Source organism: Bacillus sp. FSL M7-1345 (assembly GCF_038006985.1).
In the GTDB taxonomy this organism is placed as follows: domain Bacteria; phylum Bacillota; class Bacilli; order Bacillales; family Bacillaceae_G; genus Bacillus_A; species Bacillus_A cereus_U.
Genome location: NZ_JBBOWG010000001.1, coordinates 279,562 through 293,224, shown reverse-complemented (window position 1 = coordinate 293,224; position 13,663 = coordinate 279,562). Strand labels below are relative to the sequence as shown.

Below are 13,663 nucleotides of genomic sequence, written 5' to 3'. Positions count from 1 at the left end.
GAGAGATAGTTCTCTCAAAACTGAACGAAACAAAACAAGTCAACGTTTATTGATGAACTGCGTTCATCAATTCTCCATAGAAAGGAGGTGATCCAGCCGCACCTTCCGATACGGCTACCTTGTTACGACTTCACCCCAATCATCTGTCCCACCTTAGGCGGCTGGCTCCATAAAGGTTACCCCACCGACTTCGGGTGTTACAAACTCTCGTGGTGTGACGGGCGGTGTGTACAAGGCCCGGGAACGTATTCACCGCGGCATGCTGATCCGCGATTACTAGCGATTCCAGCTTCATGTAGGCGAGTTGCAGCCTACAATCCGAACTGAGAACGGTTTTATGAGATTAGCTCCACCTCGCGGTCTTGCAGCTCTTTGTACCGTCCATTGTAGCACGTGTGTAGCCCAGGTCATAAGGGGCATGATGATTTGACGTCATCCCCACCTTCCTCCGGTTTGTCACCGGCAGTCACCTTAGAGTGCCCAACTTAATGATGGCAACTAAGATCAAGGGTTGCGCTCGTTGCGGGACTTAACCCAACATCTCACGACACGAGCTGACGACAACCATGCACCACCTGTCACTCTGCTCCCGAAGGAGAAGCTCTATCTCTAGAGTTTTCAGAGGATGTCAAGACCTGGTAAGGTTCTTCGCGTTGCTTCGAATTAAACCACATGCTCCACCGCTTGTGCGGGCCCCCGTCAATTCCTTTGAGTTTCAGCCTTGCGGCCGTACTCCCCAGGCGGAGTGCTTAATGCGTTAACTTCAGCACTAAAGGGCGGAAACCCTCTAACACTTAGCACTCATCGTTTACGGCGTGGACTACCAGGGTATCTAATCCTGTTTGCTCCCCACGCTTTCGCGCCTCAGTGTCAGTTACAGACCAGAAAGTCGCCTTCGCCACTGGTGTTCCTCCATATCTCTACGCATTTCACCGCTACACATGGAATTCCACTTTCCTCTTCTGCACTCAAGTCTCCCAGTTTCCAATGACCCTCCACGGTTGAGCCGTGGGCTTTCACATCAGACTTAAGAAACCACCTGCGCGCGCTTTACGCCCAATAATTCCGGATAACGCTTGCCACCTACGTATTACCGCGGCTGCTGGCACGTAGTTAGCCGTGGCTTTCTGGTTAGGTACCGTCAAGGTGCCAGCTTATTCAACTAGCACTTGTTCTTCCCTAACAACAGAGTTTTACGACCCGAAAGCCTTCATCACTCACGCGGCGTTGCTCCGTCAGACTTTCGTCCATTGCGGAAGATTCCCTACTGCTGCCTCCCGTAGGAGTCTGGGCCGTGTCTCAGTCCCAGTGTGGCCGATCACCCTCTCAGGTCGGCTACGCATCGTTGCCTTGGTGAGCCGTTACCTCACCAACTAGCTAATGCGACGCGGGTCCATCCATAAGTGACAGCCGAAGCCGCCTTTCAATTTCGAACTATGCAGTTCAAAATATTATCCGGTATTAGCCCCGGTTTCCCGGAGTTATCCCAGTCTTATGGGTAGGTTACCCACGTGTTACTCACCCGTCCGCCGCTAACTTCATAAGAGCAAGCTCTTAATCCATTCGCTCGACTTGCATGTATTAGGCACGCCGCCAGCGTTCATCCTGAGCCAGGATCAAACTCTCCAATAAAGTTAGTTTGTCTAGCATCTAAAAATAAAAATTGACGTTTACGTTGTTTGTTTCGTTCAGTTTTCAAAGAACTTGTTTGTCGCTCATTTGCGACTCCCTTATGTTAACATTTTCATATTTCAATGTCAACCAAGTTTTTTTATTTCTTTTGTCGCTTTCTGCGTTGTTGCTATCGGCGACTTGTCCTATATTACACCTCTATACTCTAATCGTCAACACCTTTTTATAAAGAAATTTAATTTAGTACCTTTGCACTCTTTTAACTCTAGATAAGGACCTACAAAGGTTTCATTAAAATAGCAACCTTCGTCTACTTTTCTTTACCAATCTATTCTTCTAAACACTATTCAATTTAGGCACTTCTCTATTTCAAAGGACTCGCTTCCCCCATCTTACCGAACTCATACGATTGATTCTTTTCAGCTAAACTAGCAACCTTATTTTAACAATTAATAGTATATAATTAGAAAGTTGTTTTATTTTTTATTACCACTCCCTATTCCCCTTTGTTTATCAAATTGTAATATTAATAACATTCTATTAGAAACAGGTGACGATATGAAAGATATACGTATTCTTATAGCAGATGACGATAAAGAAATTCGAGACTTATTAAAAAGATATTTAGAGCGAGAATTATATATGGTAGATACTGCAATTAATGGCGAAGAAGCGTTGTGCTTATTTAACCAAAATAACTACAACCTCGTTATATTAGATCTTATGATGCCGAAAGTAGATGGTATCGAAGTGTGCAGAAAACTTAGAGATACAACCAACATTCCTATATTAATGCTAACTGCTAAAGATCACGAAGTTGATAAAATTTTGGGCTTAAGCATAGGTGCTGATGATTATATTACGAAACCTTTCAGTATTCACGAAGTGATTGCAAGAGTAAAAGCTCTTATGCGACGTTTTTTAGTTCTTGGAAGTAATACTAACGTACAAGAGAAAACAGCTTTAACATTTAAAGGACTAACTATCGATTTTAAAAAATACACAGTCCATACGAACGGAAAAGAAATCAACTTAACTGGAAAAGAACTTGAACTATTAAGATTCTTCGCTTCAAACCCAGAGCAAGTATTTACAAAAACACAACTCTTTCGAAATGTATGGGACGATAATTATATAGAAGATGATAATACCGTTATGGTGCATATTAGAAAGCTTAGAAAGAAAATAGAAATCGATTCTTCCAATCCAAAATTCATTCAGACTGTATGGGGAATCGGTTATAAGTTTGTAGGTGAAAAGGTTGAAAAATGATAAGATCCTCTTTCTTATTTCATTACAACTTATCATTTGCGGACTTTTAAATATAGATATGGGATACCATGTAAAAGTATCTTTATTTATTGCTCTTATCATAATCACAATATACCTTTTCTTTTCAAGAGTTCACTTTATTCAAAGCAACGAATCGATGGTTACTAAATTAAGCCGTGCACTTAAAGGGAATTTACAAACGAGGCTATTCACAAATAACGACCGTTCATTAAATAATATCGTGTTTTCAATAAACGAATTAATAGCTGCATTAGAAAAGGGTCAGATCGAAGCAAGGAAATCCCAAGAAGCTAGAAAACAACTTTTATCTAATATCTCACATGATATCCGGACACCACTCACTTCTATTATTGGATATATTGATGCTTTAAAAGATGATGTCGCTACTTCTGAAGTAGAAAAGCAAGAATATCTTGAAATACTTTATAAGAAATCGAATGACTTAAAACATCTGGTCGATGAAATCTTTAATATGGCCAAGCTAGATGCTGATGAATTTCCACTAAAAGAAGAAGAACTCGATTTTTCTGAAGTTACTAGAGAAGTATTAATCGAATTCTTACCCGAGCTATCAAAACATAACATTGAACTACAAGTTCTCATACCAGAATCTACTTCTCCTATTATTGCAGATCACCTTAGCCTTATACGAATTATAGGTAATCTAATAAAAAACGCTATCCATCACGGAAAAGCTGGGAAAATAGTAGGAGTCGAACTACTAGAAACCAATACAGAATATGAGCTTCTTATTTGGGACAAGGGACCCGGTATTCCAAAACATGATTTACAAAACGTATTTAAGCGGATGTACCGTAGCGAACAATCAAGAAATCCTTCTTACGGTGGAGTGGCCTTGGACTCTCTATTTCTAAAGCCCTCGTTGAAAAAAATGGTGGGCGTATATGGGTTTACAGTATTCCCCAGGAACGAACTACTTTTGGTTTTTCCGTCCCAAAACACACTACTTTTAAGAAATAGTTAAGAAATGATTAATATGCAGTTAAACCTTCCTTTTTATTATGTAATTAAGAACTTATAGAAAGTAGGTGCCCCCTATAAATACAATTATAAAAACGACAAACCTTACTAAAGTTTATGGGACCCAAAAGTCCGTAGATAATCTAAATATAAATGTACAGCAAGGAGAGATTTATGGATTCATAGGGCGTAACGGTGCTGGTAAAACAACTACAATCCGTATGCTGCTTAGTCTTATAAAACCTACAAGTGGAAATATAGAAATATTCGGTGAGGATTTACTTCGGAATCAAAAAGACATTTTAAGAAGAATTGGTTCTATCGTTGAAGTCCCAGGATTTTATGAAAACTTAACTGCAAGAGAGAACTTATTAATTAATGCAAAGATAATTGGAGTTCACAAAAGGAATGCAATTGAAGAAGCATTAGAAATTGTAGGCTTGCAGCACGAAACAAAAAAACTAGTAGGAAAATACTCTTTAGGAATGAAGCAACGCTTAGGAATTGCACGTGCTCTCCTCCATTATCCTGAACTACTCATACTAGATGAACCAACTAACGGACTAGATCCAATCGGTATTAAAGAAATGCGAAAACTCATTAAATCTTTAGCTCAAGACAGAAATATAACGATACTCATTTCTAGTCATATATTAGCTGAGGTGGAACAACTAGTCGATCGTATGGGAATTATTCATGAAGGAAGGTTATTAGAAGAAGTTTCTCTTGATCCACTGCGTAAAGCCAATCGTAAGTACATAGAATTCCAGGTAAATAATGATAATAAAGCTGCGATGCTATTAGAAAATCATTTTCAAATTTTTGATTACGAGGTACATGATGAAGGAAATATTCGCGTTTATTCTCACTTTGGACAGCAAGGACACATCAATAGAACGTTGGTTCGCAATGATGTTGAAGTATTAAAAATTATGATGAGCGAAGATAGACTAGAAGATTATTTCACCAAACTAGTTGGAGGTGGCACAATTGGTTAATCTACTCTATACAGAACTATTAAAATTAAAACGCTCTAATATGTTTTTGATTAGTATTATCGGGGCAGGTGTCGCACCTTTTCTAGTAGTTGTAGCATCTTATATACATATAAAAACAAAACAGCCTACCCCTACTATTTTGTTTCATCAATTATTCACTGAAGTTAACTTGTATACTACTTTAGTTATAGGATTCCCCTTATATGGAGTTGTAATCGCTTATCTATTTACCCGCGAATACACGGAAGATACATTAAAAAATTTGCTAACCATCCCAGTATCACGTATTAGCTTTATTATAAGTAAATTTATCCTTCTATTTCTTTGGATTATGATGCTAACTTTAGTCACTTGGGGGCTAACTTTATTATTAGGGCTAATAGGTAGCTTCCCTGGATTTAGTATCACCTTACTTTTAGGCTCTCTCGTGAAATTTTTAATATGTGGTGAACTTCTCTTTCTTTTGTCTTCACCTATTGTACTATTAACTCTTGTAATGAAGACCTATGTACCGCCTATTATATTAACAATCATTATTACAATGACTAACCTTATGCTCGTAAACTCAAAGCATAAAGATTTATTTCCGTGGACCGCTACCCTAGATATAGCAAATAACGAATTACAATCCACATATCCACCAGAGTATTCTTATATCATCATTGCAGTAACAGCTATTTTCGGATTTATTACAACACTATTCTATTTTAAAAGAGTAGATATTCATTAATTTATAGGAGTGAAACTATGAGCGATCTTATCATTGCCTTCATACTTGGTATTGTAGAAGGGTTAGCTGAATTTTTACCCATCTCTTCTACTGGCCATCTTATATTAGTCGGACATTTATTAGGTTTTGAAGGAGAAAGGGCAAAAACGTTTGAAATTGTCATACAGTTAGGGGCAATTTTAGCTATCGCGATTTTATATCATAAACGTCTTGTTTCTTTATGTAATATTAAACCCCTTCTTCGGAAAGAGAAAAAATTCAATGCATTACATGTTTTTCTTGGTGTATTCCCAGCAGTAGTTGTTGGCTTATTATTACATGATGTTATTAAAACATACTTATTCCAGCCGTATACTGTCGTAATCGGACTTGTAGCAGGAGCAATTCTTATGATTTTTGCAGAAGTAAAAAAGGCAGAGGCAACCGCTTTTTCACTAGATGATTTAACATACCGTCAAGCATTAACAATTGGATTATTTCAATGCTTAGCAGTATATCCTGGCTTCTCTAGAGCTGGCTCTACTATTTCTGGAGGGCTATTAGCGAAAGTAAATTATAAGGCTGCATCTGAGTTCTCTTTTCTCATCGCCCTTCCTGTAATGGTTGGAGCTACAGGCTTAGACTTATTAAAAAGTTGGAAGTATTTAAGTGTGGATGATATTCCTATGTTTGCTATAGGATTCATTACCTCTTTTATAGTAGCAATGCTAGCGGTAGTAACTTTCCTGAAGCTTTTAGAAAAGATAGGTTTAAAACCTTTTGCATATTATCGTATTTTGTTAGCCATCTTATTTACACTTTTCGTATTGCTATAGCTTCATATAAGCCACATATTATTAAACCGATATTCAAGGAATATCGGTTTTCATCTATTTCACCTCTAGTATTACTCACTTCAATATGGCATAGTGGTAATACACCACCATTAATAATCCGAATATTCTTTGAACTAATCATTAAAATATGTAAGATCAAAAGCTATACTTGAAATCCGAACCTAGTAATAGCATTTCTTCTTTAAACACATATACTGAATTAAAAATAAACACCTCAATTGATTGAATATACCCATTACACCACTACAGAACAAATGTTCTATACCGCTACTTCCTTGTATTTAAGTAATCGAACTATAGTTTTTTCACTTGCACTTATCTTATCTATGAAAGACTCCCCATTATAAGATTTAAGGAAGTTTCATCCTATGTCTATATACAAACAACTGCAAGCTTTACCATTAGAAAAGGAAATCGAATTACTTACAAAGCATTTAGTTTCATTTCAATAGTATTAACGGCACCGATGGCAAGGTCAGTATTATAGATGAACTATATAGTATTTTCAAAAGCACTCTGAACACGTATGGATTCAATATGTACCTCATGATACAATAGGTAGAAAAAATGTATTTGCATTTTTAAAAGAAAAACGCCTCCCCCCTCTACTATCATTTATCATTCACACCTAGATACAGTCAGCATTGAAGATTTCGGATCGTTAAAAGAACATGCTTTCTCTCCCGAAACACTAAAACAATATTTTCAAACCTACAAAAGTGATACAAATGTTCAAACCGACGCAAAATCTGGAGAGTCGTTGTTTGGCCGTGGTTCTCTTGATATGAAAAGCGGTGCTACCATTCATCTAGCCAATATACTATACTTCTCAGAACATATGCATTTACTCAAAGGAAATCTACTACTCTTATTCATTGGAGATGAAGAAGGAGAACATCGTGGGATTATCTCTGCCTTAACCGAATTCGAAAGACTAAAGCAAGAAAAACAATTACAGTATCGTTTGGCCATTAACAATGATTTTATAACCCTTTTATATGATGGAGATACTCAGCGCTACATTTATACAGGCACTGCTAGCAAGCTTCTTCCTTGTTTCCATATTTACGGAAGAGAAGTACACGTAGGCGATACATTGTCTGGCATTAACCCTAATTTTATTGCAGCACAAATCACAAATAGACTACATAACAACTATATCCATTACCATATGAAATAATCCGCAAATTAAACATCCCGTCTATTACTATGGGCGTCTACGAGAATGATGGCCATAAATGGACAGAACGTGTTTACAAACCCTATTCATTCAGCGTATTACCTTTATTAATCCGTAATACAAATTTCAAATGACTACAAAGCTATTACAAATAAGCAAATTGTTCAGGGTTTATAAAGAAAATCAACTTTAGCTAAAGTGAGGTAAAAATACAAATGAATCCATTAGCACAAACATATTGGGATACTTATTGGGGGAACAATGAAAAACCGAAATCTGTTACAGCTTGGCAATTTGGTGATTCTCCTGATTATCTCGCTAAACTAGTCATTGATGGTGTGAAAACCGCAACATGCTCCAGCCATATTTTTTATGAATTAGAAAATGAACCGCTGCCGACAACTAAAGATTATAGTATTATACTCAATAGTCAGGATGAACCTGTAGCAATTATCAAGACAATAGAAGTAACTGTAACACCAATGAATGAAGTAACCGAAGAATTCGCTATAGCTGAAGGTGAAGGCGATCTTACTTATAATTACTGGAGAGACACCCATATACAGTTCTTTACAAAGGAACTATATGAGCTTGGCCTTGGCTTTTCTGAAGATATGCTACTCGTTTGTGAACGTTTTGAGCTTATCGATATAAAAAATAAAGTGAAACTATAATAAATAGAAGTAATACCCTTACTTTTACGCAAATAAGCTTGTTATCAATAGGTTTCTTGAACCATAGATAACAAGCTTATTTCATTAAACACAAAAAGACGAGTCATTCTGACTCATCTTAAAGTTGCTTGGCGACGTCCTACTCTCACAGGGACAAGGTCCCAACTACCATCGGCGCTAGAGAGCTTAACTTCCGTGTTCGGTATGGGAACGGGTGTGACCTCTCTGCCATCATCACCAAACTATTGAAGGTATATTCCTTCAAAACTAGATAACATTTGCTTCATATTATATGGTTAAGTCCTCGATCTATTAGTATTCGTCAGCTCCACATGTCACCATGCTTCCACCTCGAACCTATCAACCTGATCATCTTTCAGGGATCTTACTAGCTTACGCTATGGGAAATCTCATCTTGAGGGGGGCTTCATGCTTAGATGCTTTCAGCACTTATCCCTTCCGCACATAGCTACCCAGCTATGCCCTTGGCAGAACAACTGGTACACCAGCGGTGCGTCCATCCCGGTCCTCTCGTACTAAGGACAGCTCCTCTCAAATTTCCTGCGCCCACGACGGATAGGGACCGAACTGTCTCACGACGTTCTGAACCCAGCTCGCGTACCGCTTTAATGGGCGAACAGCCCAACCCTTGGGACCGACTACAGCCCCAGGATGCGATGAGCCGACATCGAGGTGCCAAACCTCCCCGTCGATGTGGACTCTTGGGGGAGATAAGCCTGTTATCCCCGGGGTAGCTTTTATCCGTTGAGCGATGGCCCTTCCATGCGGAACCACCGGATCACTAAGCCCGACTTTCGTCCCTGCTCGACTTGTAGGTCTCGCAGTCAAGCTCCCTTATGCCTTTGCACTCTACGAATGATTTCCAACCATTCTGAGGGAACCTTTGGGCGCCTCCGTTACACTTTAGGAGGCGACCGCCCCAGTCAAACTGCCCACCTGACACTGTCTCCCGGGTCGATAAGACCCGTAGGTTAGAATTTCAATACAGTCAGGGCGGTATCCCACCAGCGCCTCCACCGAAGCTAGCGCTCCGGTTTCAATGGCTCCCGCCTATCCTGTACAAACTGTACCAAAATTCAATATCAGGCTACAGTAAAGCTCCACGGGGTCTTTCCGTCCTGTCGCGGGTAACCTGCATCTTCACAGGTACTATAATTTCACCGAGTCTCTGGTTGAGACAGTGCCCAAATCGTTACACCTTTCGTGCGGGTCGGAACTTACCCGACAAGGAATTTCGCTACCTTAGGACCGTTATAGTTACGGCCGCCGTTTACTGGGGCTTCAGTTCAGAGCTTCGCTTACGCTAACCCCTCTCCTTAACCTTCCAGCACCGGGCAGGTGTCAGCCCCTATACTTCGCCTTACGGCTTCGCAGAGACCTGTGTTTTTGCTAAACAGTCGCTTGGGCCTATTCACTGCGGCTTTCCGTTAAGAAAGCACCCCTTCTCCCGAAGTTACGGGGTCATTTTGCCGAGTTCCTTAACCAGAGTTCTCTCGCACACCTTAGGATTCTCTCCTCGCCTACCTGTGTCGGTTTGCGGTACAGGCACCTTTTATCTCGCTAGAAGCTTTTCTTGGCAGCGGGGAATCAAAGACTTCGCTCCATAAGGAGCTTCCCCATCACAGCTCAGCCTTCACGATAAGCGGATTTGCCTACTTATCAGCCTAACTGCTTGGACGTGCACAACCAATCGCACGCTTCTTCTATCCTTCTGCGTCCCTCCATTGCTCAAACGATAAAGAGGTGGTACAGGAATATCAACCTGTTGTCCATCGCCTACGCCTGTCGGCCTCGGCTTAGGTCCTGACTAACCCTGAGCGGACGAGCCTTCCTCAGGAAACCTTAGGCATTCGGTGGACGGGATTCTCACCCGTCTTTCGCTACTCATACCGGCATTCTCACTTCTAAGCGCTCCACCAGTCCTTCCGGTCTGACTTCACTGCACTTAGAACGCTCCCCTACCACTGATACCATTGGTATCAATTCGCAGCTTCGGTGGTGTATTTAGCCCCGGTACATTTTCGGCGCAGAGTCACTCGACTAGTGAGCTATTACGCACTCTTTAAATGGTGGCTGCTTCTGAGCCAACATCCTAGTTGTCTAAGCAACTCCACATCCTTTTCCACTTAATACACACTTTGGGACCTTAGCTGGCGATCTGGGCTGTTTCCCTCTTGACTACGGATCTTATCACTCGCAGTCTGACTCCTAAGGATAAGTCATTGGCATTCGGAGTTTGACTGAATTCGGTAATCCGATGAGGACCCCTAGTTCAATCAGTGCTCTACCTCCAAGACTCTTACACTTAAGGCTAGCCCTAAAGCTATTTCGGGGAGAACCAGCTATCTCCAGGTTCGATTGGAATTTCTCCGCTACCCACACCTCATCCCCGCACTTTTCAACGTGCGTGGGTTCGGGCCTCCATTCAGTGTTACCTGAACTTCACCCTGGACATGGGTAGATCACCTGGTTTCGGGTCTACGACCACGTACTAAACGCCCTATTCAGACTCGCTTTCGCTGCGGCTCCGCCTCTTCAGCTTAACCTTGCACGGGATCGTAACTCGCCGGTTCATTCTACAAAAGGCACGCCATCACCCATTAACGGGCTCTGACTATTTGTAGGCACACGGTTTCAGGATCTCTTTCACTCCCCTTCCGGGGTGCTTTTCACCTTTCCCTCACGGTACTGGTTCACTATCGATCACTAGGGAGTATTTAGCCTTGGGAGATGGTCCTCCCAGATTCCGACGGAATTTCACGTGTTCCGCCGTACTCAGGATACATTCAAGAGAGAACGAAGTTTCGACTACGGGGTTGTTACCCTCTGTGACGGACCTTTCCAGGTCGCTTCGTCTACCTCGTTCCTTTGTAACTCCGTATAGAATGTCCTACAACCCCAAGAGGCAAGCCTCTTGGTTTGGGCTAGATTCCGTTTCGCTCGCCGCTACTCAGGAAATCGCATTTGCTTTCTCTTCCTCCAGGTACTTAGATGTTTCAGTTCCCTGGGTCTGTCTTCCATACCCTATGTATTCAGGTAAGGATACCATACCATTACGTATAGTGGGTTTCCCCATTCGGAAATCTTCGGATCAAAGCTTACTTACAGCTCCCCGAAGCATATCGGCGTTAGTCCCGTCCTTCATCGACTCCTAGTGTCAAGGCATCCACCGTGCGCCCTTTCTAACTTAACCAAAATAAAATTAAAAAAATATGAGCTACACTGTTATCTAGTTTTCAAAGAACATACATTTAAACTTGAGAGATAGTTCTCTCAAAACTGAACGAAACAAAACAAGTCAACGTTTATTGATGAACTGCGTTCATCAATTCTCCATAGAAAGGAGGTGATCCAGCCGCACCTTCCGATACGGCTACCTTGTTACGACTTCACCCCAATCATCTGTCCCACCTTAGGCGGCTGGCTCCATAAAGGTTACCCCACCGACTTCGGGTGTTACAAACTCTCGTGGTGTGACGGGCGGTGTGTACAAGGCCCGGGAACGTATTCACCGCGGCATGCTGATCCGCGATTACTAGCGATTCCAGCTTCATGTAGGCGAGTTGCAGCCTACAATCCGAACTGAGAACGGTTTTATGAGATTAGCTCCACCTCGCGGTCTTGCAGCTCTTTGTACCGTCCATTGTAGCACGTGTGTAGCCCAGGTCATAAGGGGCATGATGATTTGACGTCATCCCCACCTTCCTCCGGTTTGTCACCGGCAGTCACCTTAGAGTGCCCAACTTAATGATGGCAACTAAGATCAAGGGTTGCGCTCGTTGCGGGACTTAACCCAACATCTCACGACACGAGCTGACGACAACCATGCACCACCTGTCACTCTGCTCCCGAAGGAGAAGCTCTATCTCTAGAGTTTTCAGAGGATGTCAAGACCTGGTAAGGTTCTTCGCGTTGCTTCGAATTAAACCACATGCTCCACCGCTTGTGCGGGCCCCCGTCAATTCCTTTGAGTTTCAGCCTTGCGGCCGTACTCCCCAGGCGGAGTGCTTAATGCGTTAACTTCAGCACTAAAGGGCGGAAACCCTCTAACACTTAGCACTCATCGTTTACGGCGTGGACTACCAGGGTATCTAATCCTGTTTGCTCCCCACGCTTTCGCGCCTCAGTGTCAGTTACAGACCAGAAAGTCGCCTTCGCCACTGGTGTTCCTCCATATCTCTACGCATTTCACCGCTACACATGGAATTCCACTTTCCTCTTCTGCACTCAAGTCTCCCAGTTTCCAATGACCCTCCACGGTTGAGCCGTGGGCTTTCACATCAGACTTAAGAAACCACCTGCGCGCGCTTTACGCCCAATAATTCCGGATAACGCTTGCCACCTACGTATTACCGCGGCTGCTGGCACGTAGTTAGCCGTGGCTTTCTGGTTAGGTACCGTCAAGGTGCCAGCTTATTCAACTAGCACTTGTTCTTCCCTAACAACAGAGTTTTACGACCCGAAAGCCTTCATCACTCACGCGGCGTTGCTCCGTCAGACTTTCGTCCATTGCGGAAGATTCCCTACTGCTGCCTCCCGTAGGAGTCTGGGCCGTGTCTCAGTCCCAGTGTGGCCGATCACCCTCTCAGGTCGGCTACGCATCGTTGCCTTGGTGAGCCGTTACCTCACCAACTAGCTAATGCGACGCGGGTCCATCCATAAGTGACAGCCGAAGCCGCCTTTCAATTTCGAACTATGCAGTTCAAAATATTATCCGGTATTAGCCCCGGTTTCCCGGAGTTATCCCAGTCTTATGGGTAGGTTACCCACGTGTTACTCACCCGTCCGCCGCTAACTTCATAAGAGCAAGCTCTTAATCCATTCGCTCGACTTGCATGTATTAGGCACGCCGCCAGCGTTCATCCTGAGCCAGGATCAAACTCTCCAATAAAGTTAGTTTGTCTAGCATCTAAAAATAAAAATTGACGTTTACGTTGTTTGTTTCGTTCAGTTTTCAAAGAACTTGTTTGTCGCTCATTTGCGACTCCCTTATGTTAACATTTTCATATTTCAATGTCAACCAAGTTTTTTTATTTCTTTTGTCGCTTTCTGCGTTGTCGCTATCGGCGACTTGTTCTATACTACACCTCTATAGGCTAATCGTCAATACCTTTTTATAAAGATATTTAATTTAATATGTTCACACCACTTTATCCCGCTATTTGCGGACAGTAAGACTCCCACCTCAAAGTTCGGCTGAAGCAAAGAAGTTAGTAGTGAGCCTGACAATCCATAAATTCCCGATTAGTAAAGGTTACATAAGAATCCACGAAGACTTTACTAAATAGCAATCATTGTCTACCTCTATCTACTAATCT

The 13,663-nt window shown here is 42.0% G+C and carries 5 protein-coding genes, 4 rRNA genes and 2 pseudogenes; 7 read left to right on the top strand and 4 right to left on the bottom strand.

Annotated elements, in window-relative coordinates:
• Nucleotides 1-80: 80 nt before the first annotated feature.
• Nucleotides 81-1,632: ribosomal RNA gene (locus MHB76_RS01625) — 16S ribosomal RNA — on the bottom strand.
• A 558-nt stretch (nucleotides 1,633-2,190) separates the two neighbouring features.
• Between MHB76_RS01625 and MHB76_RS01620 the strand changes: the two genes are divergently transcribed.
• The 7 genes and pseudogenes from MHB76_RS01620 to MHB76_RS01590 all read left to right on the top strand — a co-directional run bounded on the left by MHB76_RS01620 (nucleotide 2,191) and on the right by MHB76_RS01590 (nucleotide 8,324).
• The gene (locus MHB76_RS01620) at nucleotides 2,191-2,904 is read left to right on the top strand and encodes a response regulator transcription factor (protein ID WP_078175248.1); all 714 of its coding nucleotides are present in this window, start codon (nucleotides 2,191-2,193) and stop codon (nucleotides 2,902-2,904) included.
• Nucleotides 2,894-3,906, top strand: a pseudogene (locus MHB76_RS01615) (sensor histidine kinase). Before MHB76_RS01620 ends, MHB76_RS01615 begins: the two are co-directional and overlap by 11 nt.
• Nucleotides 3,907-3,974: 68 nt before the next feature.
• Nucleotides 3,975-4,904, top strand: coding sequence for an ABC transporter ATP-binding protein (locus tag MHB76_RS01610; RefSeq protein WP_078175249.1), 930 nt, complete (start codon nucleotides 3,975-3,977; stop codon nucleotides 4,902-4,904).
• Complete coding sequence (locus MHB76_RS01605) at nucleotides 4,897-5,634, top strand: ABC transporter permease (RefSeq protein ID WP_340985513.1); 738 nt, start codon at nucleotides 4,897-4,899, stop codon at nucleotides 5,632-5,634. Before MHB76_RS01610 ends, MHB76_RS01605 begins: the two co-directional genes overlap by 8 nt.
• 17 nt (nucleotides 5,635-5,651) lie before the next feature.
• Entirely contained in the window at nucleotides 5,652-6,449 is a 798-nt protein-coding gene (gene uppP, locus MHB76_RS01600) for an undecaprenyl-diphosphate phosphatase UppP (RefSeq protein ID WP_078175251.1), read from the top strand.
• Nucleotides 6,450-6,970: 521 nt separating this feature from the next.
• Nucleotides 6,971-7,626, top strand: a pseudogene (locus MHB76_RS26235) (M20/M25/M40 family metallo-hydrolase); the annotation flags it as partial.
• Between the two features lie 239 nt (nucleotides 7,627-7,865).
• Nucleotides 7,866-8,324 (top strand): ASCH domain-containing protein, encoded by a 459-nt coding sequence (locus MHB76_RS01590; RefSeq protein WP_078175253.1) that lies wholly within the window; start codon nucleotides 7,866-7,868, stop codon nucleotides 8,322-8,324.
• 126 nt (nucleotides 8,325-8,450) lie between these two features.
• Here the strand turns inward: MHB76_RS01590 and rrf are convergent.
• The 3 genes from rrf to MHB76_RS01575 all read right to left on the bottom strand — a co-directional run bounded on the left by rrf (nucleotide 8,451) and on the right by MHB76_RS01575 (nucleotide 13,236).
• A 5S ribosomal RNA gene (rrf, locus tag MHB76_RS01585) occupies nucleotides 8,451-8,566 on the bottom strand.
• 50 nt (nucleotides 8,567-8,616) lie between these two features.
• A 23S ribosomal RNA gene (locus MHB76_RS01580) occupies nucleotides 8,617-11,538 on the bottom strand.
• Between the two features lie 146 nt (nucleotides 11,539-11,684).
• Nucleotides 11,685-13,236, bottom strand: a 16S ribosomal RNA gene (locus tag MHB76_RS01575).
• The 16S, 23S and 5S rRNA genes sit together here, the layout of an rRNA operon.
• Nucleotides 13,237-13,663: the final 427 nt, after the last annotated feature.